The following is a 17,548-nucleotide window of genomic DNA, read 5'->3' on the forward strand; positions in this document are numbered from 1 at the left end:
CAATGACCAATGACCAATGACCAATGACCAATGACCAATGACCAATGACCAATGACCAATGACCAATGACCAATGATATTGGGTTAAAATTCCCCAGCAGAATCTCGGTCTAAAAATAAGGTAGCGTGAGATTGCCGTCGCAAAATGGTAGCAGGAATTTCCGGTGTAATCGGATGGGATAACATCTGCTGGACAATCTGGGTTTTGCGCCGGGAAGGGGCAAGGCAGATGATTTTTTTTGCGGCACAAAGTTGGGGAATGGTCAGGGTAAAGGCATATTTGGGCACCGATTCTAGGGCGGGAAATTGTCCTTGATTCACCAGTTGTTGATGGGTGGCGCGGGCTAATTTCACCAGTTTAATGGGATAGGGGTCGTTAAAATCCGCAATCCCCGGTTCATTAAAGGCTAAGTGACCATTTTCTCCCACGCCTAAGCAGCATAAATCAATGGGTTTTTCTAACAATAATTGGCTATAGCGATCGCATTCTTTCAGGGGTTCGATCGCATCTCCGTTGATGTAATGAAAGGCGGCAGGATGGACCTGATTTTCCACGCGATCGCGTAAGTAGGTCCGAAAACTAGCCGGATGATTCGCTGTAATTCCCAGATATTCATCTAAATGAAAGAAGACAACCCGGGACCAATCCACCCGATTTAAGGCGATCGCTGCCTCCAGAAATTCAATTTGGGAATTCCCTGTTGCCAGGAGTACCCTCGCCTCCCCCCGTTGGGCGATCGCCTTCTCTAAGAAGTCACTGGCGGCAACCGCAGCATCCCATGCCATCTCTGCGGCAGTAGCAAACAGACGAACTGCTAAGGCATCCACCGAAAAAACTTTCAGGGGAGGGGTTAAGTTTGAAGTATTCGATGGATCAGCCATAATTTTCACGGGTAGGAGAATTCTGAATGAGACTCTCCTATTTTTACATACGGGAATTCGGAGTTTTGTACATGGTCCCTAATCCGCGAAACAAGCGATTAATCCCTCTGAGTGCAGTTTCGCGGTCCAATCCGGCATAAGAAACCCGCAGAAAACACCCGCTTTCAATCCCAAAGGTCGTACCGGGGATCGTGGCAATTCTAAATTTTTCAATCAGCAGTTTAGCGGCATCCATTGGGGAGAGTTTGCTTTCCAGTTTGACGAAAAAGTAAAAACCCCCTTTAGCTTCTGGGACCGTACAATATTCGGGCAAATCTGAAAAGCGTTTCAGGCATAAGTCGCGCATTTCTGCGATGATAGGAAGATGTTTTAAGCAATAGTCTCTGCCCACTTCTAATGCGCCTAATGCCACATATTGAGACATCACTGTGGGACAAATCAAGATAGTATCTTGAATCTTTTTAACGGCTGTTAGGAGTGGTTTAGGAATGACCATATAGCCAATTCGCCATCCAGCAAATCCATAAGCTTTGGAGAGACTAAATAAAGAAATAGTGTGGGAATGGCTATCGGGGATAGAACCCGGTGAAAAATGGGTTGCGCCATCGTAGGTAAAATATTCGTAGGCTTCATCAGTGATATGATAAAGGCCGCGATCGCCACAGAGTTGATTGATTTGGCGTAAGGCAGTTTCGGAATAAACTACACCTGTGGGATTGTTCGGAGAAATGGTGACAATTGCCCGGGTTTTGTCCGTAATGGCGGAGGCGATCGCATCAACACGGAGTTGATAGTTTTCATCGGTTGCCACACAAACCGCCTGACATCCAGCGATGGCGATCGCCATTTCATGATTGAAATAATAAGGCGTTTGGATAATAATTTCATCCCCGGGGGAAGTAATCGCCAGAATGGCATTCATAAACGCCATATTTCCCCCGGCAGTGACGACAATTTTGCACTCATCGTTGATGGGAATGCGGTTTTCCGATTGCAGTTTAGTGGCGATCGCCTCTTGTAATGCCGGAATGCCTTCCACTGCTTGATACTTATGATTATTGGGATCCGCCAAACATTCGGTTATGCGTTCAAAGGCGGCAGGCGGTGGGGGATAATACACCACCCCTTGTCCCAAAGAAAGCGTACCGGGATAAGCGCGAATCAGTTCCCCAATCTGTGGAATAATCGGGGATTGCACTCCCTCCATGCGAGAAAGTATCGGGTCCATTAGCTTCATCCTCCATATCATTGTTTCTAGCATACAAGAAATGGGGGATAGGAGGGGAGGCGATCGGCTAACCCGCAACGAGTAAATGTTCTAGTAAGATTTTCACGCCAATTCCAATTAAAATCACGCCGCCTAGAATCGTTACTTGCTTTTCAAAAAAGTTACCCACGCGATTCCCGAGATATACTCCAGCAAAGGATAAAGCAAAGGTGACAATCCCAATCACCACCGCTAACTCGACAATGGAAGTTTGCAACAGAGAAACACTCAATCCCACCGCTAACGCATCAATACTCGTGGCAACGGCTAATCCTAATAAAATATATATATTGCGGGGATTTGATGGCTTTGCTTCCTCCACTCCCTCCTCTTCATAGATAGATTCATGAATCATTTTACCGCCGATAAATCCCAGCAGTACAAATGCAATCCAATGATCCACACTGGAAATGGATTCTCGAATGCCTAATCCAGCCATCCAACCCAGTAAGGGCATAAATAACTGGAATCCCCCGAAAAATGTCGCCACTAAAAGGGCATCATGCAGCTTGACTTTTTTCAAAGCAATTCCACTGCCGATCGCCACGGCAAAAGCATCCATTGCCAAGCCTAAAGATATCAATAAAGTTGTAATATAGGTCACTGTCTTGGCTAACCTCTCTCTTCCGGTAGTGATTTCAGCCTATCATTTTCAAGTCAGTTTGGCAAGCATCAATATAATGAAACAAAAATGAAAAATTTCTGTAATTGAAAACCAATTTTTTCACTTGTTTACCCAGATTTTTCCAAGAATTTAGGAACATTTTTCATTATTTAATCATATTTGAATCTTCCCGAGTCTCCCGGATATAGGCGAGGTAACTCCAAGGTGCGTCCTAGACTTTAAGCGCCGGGGTGACCCTATTTTTTTCTCTGAATCAGACCTCCCGTTGTAAAATTGGGGAATCCCTTGACAAAAATTAAAGTAGTCTATGCGATCCATTCCTTATCAACCTTTTCTGCTGCGATTATTGCATGGTGTGAATGCCATTTTAGTTTTGGGGGCTTTCATTACGGGCTTTTTAGTTTATGATAGCTGGGATGGGCGCTGGGGTGGCCTAGGTCTATCCGCAGCGAACCGAAACCTGATTGATATTCATGGCACATTTGGCTTTTTATTATTCTTTGTTTTGATTGGCTTTGCCATTTACAGTCTGCGAGTTGGACGACACCGTTTGGCGGCCAAAAATTCTCTTTCAAAACTCCGCAATGTCGGTAAACCAAGTTGGTGGTATGCCTTACATAGGATTGCCAATACCGTCATCTTATTAGCAGCGGGATTAGCGGTAGTTTCTGGAAAATTTCTGGATGAAAACTGGCTACCCCAGGGACAGATGAATCACCCAGCGTATTTCCTGCATTTGACCGCATGGATCTTGATAGGATTAGCCCTCGTATTCCATATGCTGTTGAGTGCAAAAGTGGGAGGAATCCGCCTGTGGCAATCCATGATTCAAACCGGGTATCGATCGCCCGAAAGTCCCAAGTTGTGGCCCCAAAAAATCCAGGCATGGTTGCGCCATCCCCATTGGTAGCAAGAGTCAGTTATCCTGAAAAATCAGTTGTTCTGCGGCTTCTGAACCCTCCCTGACCCCGATTCCCCATATTAGGGTACAATCAAACCTTGCCACTCTAAATACAAATCAGAGAGGGTCAGCCATGATTAATTACATTAGCTTAATGCTAATTAACTTAGTAGCCGGTCATTTTTTGCTGGCTTACTATATTTATGATGGATTAGATAATATCCGACAAAAACGCTGGATTCCGGGTTTTGGAATGACAGGTGCAGTGGCATTGGTTACCGGGTTACACATGATTTGGACTTGGCCGATTCGAGGCAGTTTTAATGTAGCCTTTGGGGAAATGTCCGTCTTGTTTGGAATTGTTTTTATGGGCGCAGCCGTCGCCCTCGCTGCGGATTGGGATTTGATTACCGTCACGATTTACGCCTTTTTTGCCGGTTTAGCCTCGATTGTGGTCGGGGTACGAATCATTAATTTAGACATGACTAGGCGGCCTTTAATGTCCGGAATTGGCTTTATTATTTCGGGATTAGGCGGGGTTTTAGCCACTCCATCTCTCTATCTGAGAAATAGCCCTACGCTGCGAACTGTGGGGGCAGTTGCTATGGCTATAGCTGGACTGATATGGGCGATTACCGGCTATCTTTCCTATTGGGGACATCTAGCAGACTATAGCGATTGGGTTCCCCCGACGATGAGATAAAAAAAATCAGGGACAAGGCACTGCCTTGTCCCTGATTTTAGGGGGTAAACTCAAGCTAATTTACTGAACCGTCACCCAAAACTCGGCGGCAATCATTTCGCCATTGCGGTTAAATTCTCCCCACATTTTATAATTTCCGGGTTCTGGAAACTGGGTCATAAATTCAATATGTCCCGGATTCTGATTGGGCATCGGATGAGCATGAATATAGTCTGCTTCTGTAGGGGAATCCGATTGTTTAACAATCACTAAATGACCCAATTCTCCTAAATAAGGCTGCAAATCTGTAACCGGGGTTTGAGTCTGAGTATCTTCTAAATGGAAAGCAATGGTAAGGGGTTCACCGGCGGAAATTTCCTCTGAGGGTAGCATCAATCCCACCTCGGTATTCCCCAGAGTTTGCGATCGCGTTAACGTCATCTCTCCTGGCAGGGATGGGTTCCCCGCTACCGTCGTTTTTAACGTGGAAACTCGTTGTGTATCGCCCGTCGGTTTGTAATCGGCAAATAGGGTATAATTTCCCCCACTGGGAAAAATATTTTCCACTTGAAATTGTCCCGCTTCATTCTGAGTCGGATGGAGATGAGAGAAGAACTGCAAATCATCACTCACCACAATCAAGTGCATCGGTTTTTCATGGACAATATCAAATTCAGAGACTGGATTTCCACTACTATCTTGAATCTCAATCCCTAAAGCAACGGGTTGATTGGCAGCGATCGCCGAGGGAACCGAGAGTTTGGCGAGTGTGGCATTCTGCGGTTCCCCGTGACCCTCCCCAGAATGTTCTGAATGAGAATCCGGGTGATGCTGCTGATGATGCTGATGATGTCCATCTCCCATCATCGCTTCAGCGTGATTAGATTCCATCCCTTCTACCTCGGAGGATTCATTTAACGATGCCTCGGAGGTGGGGGTGTAACAACCGGGAATGACCAATAAACTAGAGGCGATCGCAGCGGCAATAACCAACCGATTCATGACTCTTTATCCTGTTTGTGTGTAAGAGAATCTGGGGTATAGTGTAAACTAAGATCCGGAAAATTAGGTTGTATTTTAGCCCTGATTAGGGGATTTGATACATTTATTTTTTTTATGATAAAATTTTCTCAGTCATAAAAATTCCGTTGAAAAGTTCATCATTGTTTAGTCTGCCATAAAATTATGAAATTGAAATGAAATACCCTCTCCCCGGTTCAACGTCCCGACTTCAGTCGTTTCCGTGTCCCATAACCCAATTTCAATCCTTCTCCCCAGTTTGTAGTAACGACTTCAGTCGTTTCCGAGGTCCGATAACCCAATTTCAGAAATCAGCGGGAGTTTGAACTCCCAGAGAGATTGCAAAAGAAACGACTGAAGTCGGGACGTTGAACAGGAAGAAACGACTGAAGTCGGGACGTTGAACATGAAGAAACGACTGAAGTCGGGACGTTGAACATGAAGAAACGACTGAAGTCGGGACGTTGAACAGGAAGAAACGACTGAAGTCGGGACGTTGAACATGAAGAAACGACTGAAGTCGTTACGTTGAACTTCCGATAAGCTGACTTACCACGGACTGCCGATTAGGGTGAAGGCGGACCAATAATAGGGATGGGTTAAATCCGATTGAGAGAGATGCCCGATCGCCTCGGGTAAGGGGATTTCTTGATTAGCAGTATAGAGGATACCATTCTCTACCCGAACATTGCCTTGAATCATGGCAATTTGGGTTTGCCGGAGGGCTTCTGCTTTGATGGGGGCCTGACTTAACTGGTGATAAAATTCACTCATTAATCCAAAGGTTCCTTCATCAGAAACATACCATAAACTCGCTAGGGCAGTTTTAGCGCCTGCTTGGACTGCTAACCCGGCAAACCCTAATTCCGCTTGTTCATCCCCCACCGCAGTTCGACAGGCAGAGAGGACGAGTAATTCTAACGGGGGGTCGTTAAACCCCAGTTGTCGAATTTCATCCATTTTTAGCTTCCGGTCCCAGAGTTGAATATAAGAATTGCTGAGTTGTCCCGGTTGAAATTCTCCATGAGTGGCTAAGTGAACGATGGAATATTGATGTTCCCTTCGTTCTTGTTTCAGGTTTTCTAACGTGAACAATTCATTGATAAACCCTTGCCCTTTTCGGACTTTTGTGGTAATTGTTTCTACTTCTATGGGAACTGCTGGTAATGGGTCTAATTCAGTAAATTCAGAGGCCCCCATTGCTAAGACTTCCCGAGTTTTAATATCCGCATATCGGGTATCGGTTAAACTCAAAGAAGGCATCAGTCCCACGCTATATTTTTCCACGAGGAATTGATTGCCATCATGAAGGGCCGCTAGGGGAAGCGTTCGCAATCCGCTATCCATGATAAAGGCTAAATTTTGAATATTTTGGTCTTTTAACTCTTCTTCAATGGGGGAAATTATCCAGTTATAAAGCTGTTTGGCGTTTTGCAAATAGCGGTTGCGGCGAATTCCGGTGGCGGTAATTTCTCCCCGAAAAGCATTGGCAGCTTTGATAACTTCGGCGCGACTGGTGTTAGGAATTCGTTTGGGAATGGGTTGTACCTCTCGGGTGACAATCAGGATTTCCAGTTGGTCCTGGTCCCGATCGCCCTCTAAGTTGATGGGGACAAATCGCACATAAATTAAGGCAGGTTTGACGCCGGTTTCGGCTTCAATATTCCCCATCAAGGTTTGCGCTTGGGTTAAGGAAACCATTGGTCCCGGTGAAATCCCATTATGCTGACTAAAACTGTCAGTAAAGACTTGTTCAATTACCGCCATGCCGGTATCAATGTTTTGGACAACGGATTGCCGCAAGTTAACCAAAGGAGGTCCTTGATTTCCGCCGCTAGAATTCTGTTCGATCGCCGATCGCACGGTTTCAGTAATTCCTTGTTGAATCAGTAACACGGGGGGTTCTGGGGTCGGTTGCAGGGGGGTTTCTGCTAACAGCGGCGGGACAGGTTCCGGGGTTGTCAGGGTCGGTTCTACTTCTGGGGTAGGGGGTACAATCTCCTCAGAGGCGATCGGAGTTGTCTCAATGTTTGCCGGGGCGATCGCCGGAGGTTCAATGGTGGGGTCAATCACCGCGTTTGTTTCTTCCACAACCGGCGATTCAACGGCAACCGGGAGAGAGGGTTCCTCTGGGGATACCTCTGCTGGGGAAACTTCTGCGGTGGGTTCCCCTACTGCTGGGGTTTCCAATGCTGTTTCCGTTGTTGCTGGGGTTGGCGATGGCAAGGGTTGTATATCGGTGGGTCCCGGTGTAATCCTCGGGGTTGAAATGGGTTCTTCGGGTTCTTCGATGGGTTCTTCGATGGGTTCTTCGATGGGTTCTTCGATGGGTTCTTCGATGGGTTCTTCGATGGGTTCTTCGATGGGTTCTTCTTCTGGCGGTATCACTTCCCCGGTGATCACGGCAATATTTCCCCGGGTGACGGGACCGAGGAAGGATTCTCCCAAGGTGAGAGTCTCGCTGCCGGTGGTAATCACCCCAGCAGTTCCGTTGCTACTATTATCCCCAATTACCAAGGGAATTTCCAGGTCCCCTCCCCCATGAGTGAGGGAAATCGAACCGCCGCCTTGTCCCCCTGCCGAGGAGATACTGGCGGTTTCTCCGTTGCGATCGCTAAAGGTATTCATCGCCCGGAAAAACTGTCCAGTTTGGATAAAGATATCACCCCCACTCCCGGAATTCCCGCCTTGGGCGTTGATATATCCCACTTCTGTATCATTTTCTGGGTCAATAAAGACATTCCCGCCACTGCCGATACTGCCGGAGGAGTCAATGTTACCCACAGAGATGCGATCGCGGGCAATGACGCGGATATTCCCCCCGGTTTCTCCGGTGGAAATCAAGTCTCCGGCGAAGGTGGCGCCATTGGGCGCTTCAATGGCGAGTGACCCTCCGGTGCCATTGGGATTAGAACTATTCAGGTTCCCGGCATTGGTATCCTCAGTATTATTAATCACCCGAATTGCACCGCCAGATGTGGTAATATTTCCCACAGTTAGCTGATTATTAGCGGTAACTGTGACATTCCCTCCCGTTGTGGTAATGTCCCCAGTCAGTTGAATCCGATCGGCGGAAATCCCCACGGTATTGGCATTAATCGGGGCAGTTGCCGTAACCGATGTGGCATTGCTGACTTGGAATTGTGCCAGGGGAATTTGAGAACCAACTGCTTGATTCAGGGTGATAGCGCCTCCTGCACTTAGGGTCAAATTAATGGGGGAGGTGAGACTATCTATGAATCCATTAAACTGGATATCCCCAGTTTCGGAGGCGATCGCTGTATTATCAATCAGGCGTAAGTCATTATTCAGGATAATATCCCCAAGGGTACGAAGTTCCGAGGATAACTGGATTGTATTCCCCCTGGCAGTTGTCCCCGCCAAGGGTTCAGTTCCTCCGACTCCCCCTAACCATTCCACATCCCCAGTCCCTGCCTGGAGGGTGAGTTGGTGAGGTCCGTTCACGGTGCGTTCAAAGGTGATTGTACCATCACCGGGACCTGTATTTAGGGTGACATCGGCAGCGAGTGTCACATTGCCATCAAGAACAATATCGGTCCCGTCGGTTTCAATTCCATTCCGGAGTTCAATCTCGTTGGCAAAGAAGGTAAAATCAGTGCCCAGACTGCCGCGTAACAGTCCTAACAAGGAGATAATTCCGTTGCCGCTTTGGAAGAAAAAGGACTGGTTAGAAAGGGTGAGAGGGGCGATCGCAATTAACCCGGTACTATCAATCCGCCCGATGGTAATTTGGGTAAATCCCGGTTGAAAGAGATTGAGTTCGGCGAGGGAAAGGTTGAGGGCATTATTGCTAAGGGTTCCGCCAATTTGAATATTGCGATCGCTAGAACCGGGGGATAACAATGCGAATCCTGTCCCACTAATTGCACCCCCAAACTCCATTTCATTGGCGGTTAAACTTAAATTGCCGGTCCCGGCATTGAGGGTATTATTAAAGGAGAGACTGCCGGTTCCAGCGGAGATTTCTGGGTTGCCCGTTAAGCTAACGGGGCTATTAAAACTGATATTTTGGTTTGTAGTGGTGAGATTATTTCCCAAAATTACGGGTCCGGTTCCGGTTTGGGAAAATAACCCGGCAAGATTTACTAATCCAGCGAGGTTGAGGGTTCCGCTATTGTTAATTGCTAGGGTTCCTCCGTCCGTGGTGTTGATAGTATTCAGGGCAATGTTAGTGCCGGTGAGATTGATTCCACCGCTACCAATGTTTAAATCAGCGGTTTCCAGGATTCCCCCGGCGATCGTCAGTTGAGTTAAGGGAGAAATACCTCCGAGGGTTTCAGTTAATTGTACATTTCCGGTTCCTGCTGTCAAAGTCAGGGGAAAAGTACCATCCACTGTCCCGGTGAAGTTAATCGGACCATTGCTAATCGTTGTATCAAGGGTGACGGGAGATGCCAGGGTAATCGGTGCATTCACACTTACACCATTGATTCCCTGGGTGGTAATATTCCCGGTGAGTTGGGCGGTGTTGGTACTATTCACCGTGAGGGAGGAGACGGGGGTAATCTCACCGATCGCCGGTAGAGTAACAGTCCCATTTCCGGAAGTCACAGTTAGGGGAAAATTGCCATTGACTGCCCCAGTTAAGGCGATTGTCCCATCGCCGGTACTACTATTAAGGGTGACGGGTCCAGTTAAGTTAATCCCTCCAGTTCCGGCGATCGCCACTCCATCCGAACCATTGGTGGTAATCGCATTTCCCAGGGTAGCAATCCCTCCCGTATTCACCGATAAGGACGATAACGGTGTAATATCTCCCACTTCCCCAGATAAAGCAACGGTTCCCGTAGTGGAAGTCACCGTCAGAGGTTGTGCGCCATTTGCCCCCGCTAAGGTAATGCTGCCATTTCCTGATTGAAGGGTGGTGGGAACGGTTAAGGATAAATTAGTACCCGAAATCGCCCCGTTGCCATCCACTCTCCCCACAGTCAGGGCAGTGAATCCCTGAAATGCAGCTAAATCGGCAGCAGTCAGATCTAATGTCCCCACGCCGCTTTCGGTAGCATTGCCTAGGGCAACTGGAGTATTGACGTTAACGGGTTGCAAGGTGAGTAATCCAGTTCCGGTGACGGTTCCACCGAAACTGAGTTCATCCCCAGTTAAGGTGAGGTTGACGGAACTCGTGACATTGTTTCCATAGACTTGTCCGACTTCCCCAGTCGTGGTAACATCGCCATTGAGTTGGGTCGTTCCCCCGGCATCCGTCGTCAGACTCGCCGCATTGATTGCCCCGCCAAAGGTAGTAATCCCGGTACTATTCACGGTCAAATCCGCAATGGGGATGACCCCGCCCATTTCTCCGGTGATACTAATATTCCCAATTCCTGCATCTAAGGTGAGGGATTGATTCCCATTCACCAGTCCTGTAAGGGTAATTGCCCCATCCCCTGATGTGAGGGTAACGGGATTGAGTCCCAAGGTGACATCTCCCTGAATGGCGATCGGTTGGTTCACCGTGGTGAGATTAGAATTGAGAGTGGTTGCACCTTGTAGGGTGATTGAAGCGGTACCATCTGCCTGAAGCGGACTATTGACATTAATAGTGCCATTGGGCGATCGCACCGTCAAAGGCGCATCAATCGGGTTGTTAAAACTATCCAGAGTGACGGTCCCGCTTCCATCCGCCCGTCCAATCGTAATCGAATCAAAACCCGAATTCAGGGCATCTAGTTCAATCTGAGTCAAAGTTAAACTATCGGGGACATCTTCCCCGACAGTAATCGCAATATTGGTATCCGGGGTACTCGGTTGCAGCAGTAAAATTCCCCCGTTGTTACTCTGTTGCGACCCTTCTGGGGGTAACTCTATCTGATTTCCCGTTAACTCAACATTCCCCCCATTGTTGGGTTCAGAACTACTAGAATCTAAAATGTTGCCGATACTTAAACTCGTCCCAGCATTTACCACCACATTCCCGCCTGTACCCGCAGTTCCATCCAAGGATTGAGCATTAGATAGAATGGTGAACGTATCCACAGTCCCGTTCAATGCCTCTACCAGAATATCCCCACCATTACCCGCATTATTCCCGGGAACACCTGCCGGTACTGTTGTGGAAGAATCCAGGGTTTGAACTAATATATTTCCCAGGTCACTGATGACCGTAATTGGCCCTCCGTTCCCGGTCCCAGAGTCTATAGAAAATGAACTGGAGTCGATTGTGTTTACGGTTATATCCCCTGTCGCAGTTACCGTAACCGCCCCCCCATTACCCGAGGGTCCGTCGGCCTCCAGATTCGTCCCGGAGTAGAGTGTCCCCGCCTCAATACTGCCGTTTGTGGCATTTAAAGTAATTGCACCCCCGTCATTCTGGCCGAAACCGATTCCCGTATCGATCTCCCCCACCACTATACTTGCGCCGGAAATGGAAATCGGTCTCCCTCCTGTCCAGATAAAATTTTGGGGAGTCTGCATCAAAAATGAGCCAGTTCCACTACCATCGGCATCTGCCACAAATCTAATCTCACCCGTTCCCGGTTCAAACCCGAGTTCTGCATCATCCAACGCCTCAATGATAATATCATTGGTTGCCTCTAGGATAATATTGCCATCTCCCTGGAGGTTTTCTAAAAAGTCTTCCGAAATTGTATAGGTTGCTGTTGGGTCGCCATCCTCCGCAAAAACCGCCCCTTCCGGGTCTCCTGGATTGGGATTTCCCTCAAGTAACTGGGGATCATCCGCTGCCTCAGTGGCACTCACAATGATGATATCTTCTGGGTCAAGCAGCAAAGTTCCTAAACTGCCATTGGGCGCACTGAGATCCACCGACCCCCGAAAAATTAGGTTTTGCTTGCCCGATACTTCTACAAATCCGCCATTTTGGGGTTCATCCGTTGCCTCGATTCCTCCACGTGCATGGATTGTCCCCCGGAATGTCGTGGTATCATCGGCCCAAATAATCACGCGGCCCCCATCTCCCTGGGAGAGGGCATCAGCAGAAATAATCGAATCCCGACTCACAAAAGTATCTGAGGCATTGGGAACTGGACCTTGACCCTGATACTCACCCCCGACCAAAACCGTACCCCCGCCATCCATCCCAGAAGCGTCTATATTGGCCCCAACAACGGCAACGCGATCGCCTAATACCTGGACTGTCCCCCCCGATTCTCCCGTTACATTAATATTACCGGAGGCAACCGCATCCCCAGATTCCACCGGAACCTGAGAGTGAGACCCCGTGAGGGCGACTGTCCCATCGGGATTCACCTGCACCTGATTGGCATGACTCACCCCACTCCCGGTTAGCAATTCCGGCAAACTCAGGGGGGTGAGTTGGGAGGTGAGAGAATTTCCAGGAGAGGGAGTCACTTCCAAACTCAGTAAATGATGTTGTTGCGAAATCCGCACCCGACTCTCGCCCGGAACTGCTGCAACGGTAATATTTCCCCCGGGAGAAGAAAGGGTTCCGGCATTGAGTACAACTCCTCCCAATAGAGTTAAATTCTGCCCCGGTAATAGGGTTAAATTCCCTAAATTCGCAATCACTCCCGGTTGGAAACTATTAAAGGCAAATTGACTGGGTGTTCCGACTAAATTGCCCCAATTATTTTGTCCAACTGCCTGAAACCAATCATTTCCGAACCCAATTCCTGTAGCGGTGGTGGCGGTAAATGAAGCGGGGACATTTAAGGAGGCATTGGGGCCGAATAAAATCCCTGCTGGATTCATTAAAAATAAATTAGAATTTCCCCCGGTGATTTGAATGAGTCCATTAATAACCGAAGCATCTCCCCCTGTGACTCGTCCGAGGATATTTTGAATTTCTGGAGAGGATAAAAAATTGGCAACTTGACCGGCATCTAGGCCAAATTGCTCAAAACTATGGAATAAATTAGTCTGATCGCCCGACAGGGTTCCGCCCGTAATATTAAACTGATTCCCCTCGGGGTTCACCTGAGTATTTGTCCCATCCGCACCAGGGGCGATGGGTTGTGCAAAACTGGCGGGTGCAGTCAACACCGATGAGAGCACCAGTGCGATCGGCATCATGCTGAATTTGTTCATATTATAGCCCTATAGTCATTACCCGAACCCAGAAAAAATGGCGACTGCAACCGGGGACCCTTTCCAGTTTCAAGGCATCTCGGACAAAATCCATTGGAGCAATCAAGCAGGCGATCGCACCCTAATTTAACCCATTCAGCCCCAATCTTGGCACGGGTTGCGTCTTCCGAAAAAATTCACTATTTAATAATCTCTCATTATATCACGGCAAGTTTTTTTGTCAAGAAAGATAAAAAAATAATCCCACCCATCAAACTCAACGGCACCCCCGAATCAGAGTCCTGCTGATTCCTGATGCATTCTCCAGATTGGTCTATTTCCAAATTGACCAATAATTTCCTTAATTTCTCAATATTAAACCACCTGAAATGTAATCGATAAAGCCGCCATTTGTTCCGTTTGAGCCACCCGAGAACGGGGGTCAAACGAAGCCGTAATATTGCGGGTTTGGTTCAAATCAGCCCATAAATTTTCCACCGCCAAAACAGATTCCTCTTCCAACCCTAGAACCCCCTCCCTTGTCCCTCGCGCTGCTGCAATTTGTTGTAACTGTTGCAGGGAAGTCCGCAAGGGAGATAAACTGGCGATCGCCAAAATTTCCGCCGTCCCCAAAGGCGGTGAAATCGTCAACTTAAACGGGTCCCGATTCCCATCCGGAATCAACCGCGTTTCCCCTGCCTTCACCAACGCTGCATCAACCCCTGCCGTCCAACTATTCGGAAAAACCACCACCAATTCCCCCGTCGTCGTAATCACCAACAAAGTCACATATAAATCCCGACTCTCCCCATTCGTAACCTCACACTGCACCTCCACCCCAACCGAAACCCTCGGAACCTCTCCTCCCCCGTTCGTAGTAACGACTTCAGTCGTTCTCCCCATCCCCCCTCGCGTCGTAAATGCACTCGCCGCAAACTGCGCCTGAGACCCCTGCAACACTTTCAACCCCATTGATACATTCAACCGAGAGGATTCCGCATTCAAAGTCAGCTTTACCAGTCGCGCCGCCAACAATGCCCGAAACTTACTTTTGAGGCGATCGCACCCCGCAACCACCGACTCTCCCACCACCCCAAACGAACCCGGAATCAAATCCAAACCCGCACCATATAACCCCAAACTCCCCACTGCCGGAACCTCCGCCACCCCGGATTCCCGAACCTCCTGATGTAGCGCCTCCGTCATCCGTCCCAAAATATAATGCACCTCGGTTTCTCCCAACGGCAACGCTTCCATCCGTTCCACCGCCGCAACTGCCTGTTTTGCTGCCTCCAACTCTCCCCCCAACGACTCATCCACCCCAATCCGCAACGTGAGATTTTCGGGAATTGCCCGCGCCTGTTCCTGCAACAGCGCACCGGGTTGCAATCCTGCCGAAGGTGTGACTGCCTTCCCCTGCGCCACCAACCCCTGCCGTGACTCAATTTGCACCAAACCCCCTGCATCTGCCTCCGTCGCCACCGTAAACACCGCATTGTTATTAAACGCCGCCAACGACTGCGGGTCAATCCCCCCTAACCACAGTTCCAGGCGACTGCCATTCACTGCCGTAATCACCGCCTCTGCCGGAGTTGACTGTACCGGCAGAAAATAAGTCGGTTTCGATTCATTCCCGCTTCCCAATTTAACCTCCATCTCCGGAACTTGCCGAGTCGAAGAAATCCGCATCGTACTCCGTGAGACATTCCCCAACACCGTCTGCACTGTGTTACTGGCCGTTTGCTGCCATAAATACTGCGTGAGAACATAAGTAAACGCCCCAGCAAAGAACCCCTCAAACGCCGCATCTGCTGCCAACTGCGTCGCTGCTGCCGAAGCAATCACCACCCCTTTCGCTACTCCCTTTTGCCGGTCCTCCACAAACTTTTCCTGTGAAATTCCCAATTTAGACACCCACTGCTGATGATATTCCCGTTCCTCCAAATTGGGATATCCACCGCCAGGAATTGCCCGAATCGTCAAATTTCCCCGCTTGCCACCCCCGGAGTGACAACTATCTAAAAGTACCGTAATATTTTCCGTATTAATTGCCGACATCCACAGGAACAAAGTCGCCCCCATAATATCAGAAACCATTGTCTGTTCTTCCTGAACTAACATCTGGCGATCGCTCGGAACAAATGTACTATTCAACCGTTCCCGAGGATTCCCCAACGGATTATAAGGATTAATCACCTGTGCGCCATGTCCCGAAAAATGGAACACCACCACATCCCCCGGTTTTGCCTGAGCAATTAAATGAGATTCCACCGCCTCAATCAACCCCGCCCGAGTCGGTTTAATCGCCGTATCATCCGTCACCATCAAAATATCCTGGGGATTAAATCCAAACCGATGAATCAACAATTCTCGCTGCAATTCAACATCCGTAATACATCCCCGTAACGGGCTAACCTGCGCCTGAGAGTAGTCATTAATTCCCACCAACAAAGCCAACTTACGCGGCGTATCCTGAGCCAAAACCTGAGCATACCGTAACCCCTGCCGCTGAATCTCTAATTGACTCCACCCTAAAGCCCCTAAAGCCGCCCCTGCACCCTGTAGAAAATAACGACGTTTCATAATACACCTGGTAAAATTTTATGAACAATTTGAAACAGTATAAACCTAGACTAGATTCCCCCAATTTTACAAGAAAGATTGCCAAATTCCAAATCCCCCCTGACCCAGGTTGGCGGGAGCTTTTCTGAGCGTAGCAACAATTTTCCGATAAATAAACCACCAGAATAGACCCTGTTCTCACTCAAAGCCCACTTAAACTCACTTAAATTCCGCAAAAATTCTCTGCAAACATTAAAAAAATATAAAATTTTACAGAACTCAACTCTAAACCTATGTTATGGTGTCGAAATCCTTAATTCAATTGAATAAATCAACCCAGTCCAATCCACCCCAAACTTTTCCGAAACAACCCCCAGAATTCCACCCCTCCATGCCGAAATCATCAAATCCTTTCCGTGAAAATCAGTGAAATCAGTGGTTCTTCTAATCCCAATTCTACTATGCCCAAAATCTACTATTATCCTCCATCCTCCCCCGAACCCCCAGGCAATTCCGGACTATGGCTGCGGTATTTAATGGCAGTTGTGTTCGGCTTATTTTGTGGGGGAATGCTCCTGCGATCGCACTTCAATAAACAAGATTATAAACGCGGGTATGAAGCCTATAAAACCGGGGATTGTCCAACAGCGATCGCAAACTTTAACGGCGTCATTCATCGCTGGAGTCCCGTAGATGCCCATCACCTCTCCCAGCGCGCCCAAACCCGAAAAACCGAATGCGAAACCTATCAACAAGCCATCACCGAAAAACAAAACGGCAAATCGGTTTCCAGCCTGATTACTTATAACAATCTCCTCTCCAACCATCCGACGACAGAATTGCGGCCCCTCATCCATCAAAACGCCGCTCAACTATTCAGTGAAACCGCACCCAACCAACTCACAGAACCGGAATTTTGTCAACAATTGGAATCCTTCCGACGCCATGAAATCATCCCTGGAATTGGAGCAAAACTACCGGCATTCTACCGAGACTGTGGCGATCGCAATCAAGCCGAAGGAAAATATAGCCAAGCCGTCATTTTCTACGAACAATTTCTCAAAGCCTATCCTGACCATGAAATCGCCCGCAACATCAAAGAGAAATTAGTCCAAACCCTCATCGCAGAAGCCCAAGAACAAGGGGCTGCAACCATCCTCCAACCCTCTGCCAGCGGCACCACCGAAAGCGGCTATACCGTCCTCCAAATCCAGAATGATTCCCCATCGCGAATGCAATTAGTCTTCAGTGGACCGGAAGACCGCATCGAAGAAATAGAACCCTGTTTTGACTGTGAAACCTACTTTGGAAAAGGCCCAGAAACCTGCCCCGGTATCGGACCCATAGGCCGCTACACCTTCCCCCCCGGAGACTACAAAATCCTCGTCAAATCCATCGATGAATACCAAGTAATTCCCTACCGAGGGGATTGGAACCTAGAGGATTCATTAACCTACCAACAATGCTTTTATATTATCCGTGATCCACTTCGACAACAGCAGCCGGTTGACCTAGATGCCGAGTTATCAAAGACAAGGGAACAGGAAAGGCGATCGCAGCCTTCCCATTTCGGCTTTTAACGATCAACCAATAGCCCAAACAA

General features: G+C 48.3%; 9 protein-coding genes. 3 read left to right on the forward strand and 6 right to left on the reverse strand.

Annotated features, from left to right (window positions below; translation table 11 throughout):
• Positions 1-83: 83 nt before the first annotated feature.
• The 3 genes from NG833_RS24450 to NG833_RS24460 all read right to left on the reverse strand — a co-directional run bounded on the left by NG833_RS24450 (position 84) and on the right by NG833_RS24460 (position 2,752).
• Positions 84-881, reverse strand: coding sequence for a glucosamine-6-phosphate deaminase (locus NG833_RS24450; protein WP_254567882.1), 798 nt, complete (start codon positions 879-881; stop codon positions 84-86).
• Between the two features lie 43 nt (positions 882-924).
• Entirely contained in the window at positions 925-2,109 is a 1,185-nt protein-coding gene (locus NG833_RS24455) for a pyridoxal phosphate-dependent aminotransferase (protein WP_254567883.1), read from the reverse strand.
• 67 nt (positions 2,110-2,176) lie between these two features.
• Positions 2,177-2,752 carry a manganese efflux pump MntP family protein gene (locus tag NG833_RS24460; protein ID WP_254567884.1) on the reverse strand — a complete coding sequence of 192 codons (576 nt, stop codon included), beginning with the start codon at positions 2,750-2,752 and terminating at the stop codon, positions 2,177-2,179.
• A 328-nt stretch (positions 2,753-3,080) separates the two neighbouring features.
• Here NG833_RS24460 and NG833_RS24465 point away from each other — a divergent pair, with 328 nt between their 5' ends.
• On the forward strand, positions 3,081-3,683 hold the full coding sequence (locus tag NG833_RS24465; RefSeq protein WP_254567885.1) for a cytochrome b/b6 domain-containing protein: 603 nt from the start codon (positions 3,081-3,083) through the stop codon (positions 3,681-3,683).
• 124 nt (positions 3,684-3,807) lie between these two features.
• Entirely contained in the window at positions 3,808-4,377 is a 570-nt protein-coding gene (locus NG833_RS24470; protein WP_254567886.1) for a DUF981 family protein, read from the forward strand.
• A 60-nt stretch (positions 4,378-4,437) separates the two neighbouring features.
• Here the strand turns inward: NG833_RS24470 and NG833_RS24475 are convergent, their stop codons facing one another.
• From NG833_RS24475 to NG833_RS24485, 3 genes are all read right to left on the reverse strand, one after another.
• Positions 4,438-5,358 carry a hypothetical protein gene (locus tag NG833_RS24475; protein WP_254567887.1) on the reverse strand — a complete coding sequence of 307 codons (921 nt, stop codon included), beginning with the start codon at positions 5,356-5,358 and terminating at the stop codon, positions 4,438-4,440.
• Between the two features lie 567 nt (positions 5,359-5,925).
• A complete protein-coding gene (locus NG833_RS24480) occupies positions 5,926-13,404 on the reverse strand; it encodes a CHAT domain-containing protein (protein WP_254567888.1) in 7,479 nt (2,492 codons plus the stop codon).
• A 354-nt stretch (positions 13,405-13,758) separates the two neighbouring features.
• Positions 13,759-15,966: a caspase family protein gene (locus tag NG833_RS24485; protein ID WP_254567889.1), complete on the reverse strand. Its 2,208-nt coding sequence runs from the start codon at positions 15,964-15,966 to the stop codon at positions 13,759-13,761.
• A gap of 440 nt (positions 15,967-16,406) precedes the next feature.
• Here NG833_RS24485 and NG833_RS24490 point away from each other — a divergent pair, with 440 nt between their 5' ends.
• A complete protein-coding gene (locus NG833_RS24490) occupies positions 16,407-17,525 on the forward strand; it encodes a tol-pal system YbgF family protein (protein ID WP_254567890.1) in 1,119 nt (372 codons plus the stop codon).
• Positions 17,526-17,548 lie beyond the last annotated feature (23 nt).

Origin of the sequence: Oscillatoria sp. HE19RPO, from assembly GCF_024220515.1 — a bacterium.
Taxonomy (GTDB): Bacteria; Cyanobacteriota; Cyanobacteriia; order Cyanobacteriales; family Laspinemataceae; genus Laspinema.

Excerpts from the sequence above, each read along its gene's own strand:
- NG833_RS24470 (WP_254567886.1), top strand. The coding sequence starts at position 3,808 with ATGATTAATTACATTAGCTTAATGCTAATTAACTTAGTAGCCGGTCAT.
- NG833_RS24450 (WP_254567882.1), bottom strand. The coding sequence starts at position 881 with ATGGCTGATCCATCGAATACTTCAAACTTAACCCCTCCCCTGAAAGTT.
- NG833_RS24490 (WP_254567890.1), top strand. The coding sequence starts at position 16,407 with ATGCCCAAAATCTACTATTATCCTCCATCCTCCCCCGAACCCCCAGGC.
- NG833_RS24485 (WP_254567889.1), bottom strand. The coding sequence starts at position 15,966 with ATGAAACGTCGTTATTTTCTACAGGGTGCAGGGGCGGCTTTAGGGGCT.
- NG833_RS24465 (WP_254567885.1), top strand. The coding sequence starts at position 3,081 with ATGCGATCCATTCCTTATCAACCTTTTCTGCTGCGATTATTGCATGGT.
- NG833_RS24475 (WP_254567887.1), bottom strand. The coding sequence starts at position 5,358 with ATGAATCGGTTGGTTATTGCCGCTGCGATCGCCTCTAGTTTATTGGTC.
- NG833_RS24455 (WP_254567883.1), bottom strand. The coding sequence starts at position 2,109 with ATGGACCCGATACTTTCTCGCATGGAGGGAGTGCAATCCCCGATTATT.
- NG833_RS24480 (WP_254567888.1), bottom strand. The coding sequence starts at position 13,404 with ATGAACAAATTCAGCATGATGCCGATCGCACTGGTGCTCTCATCGGTG.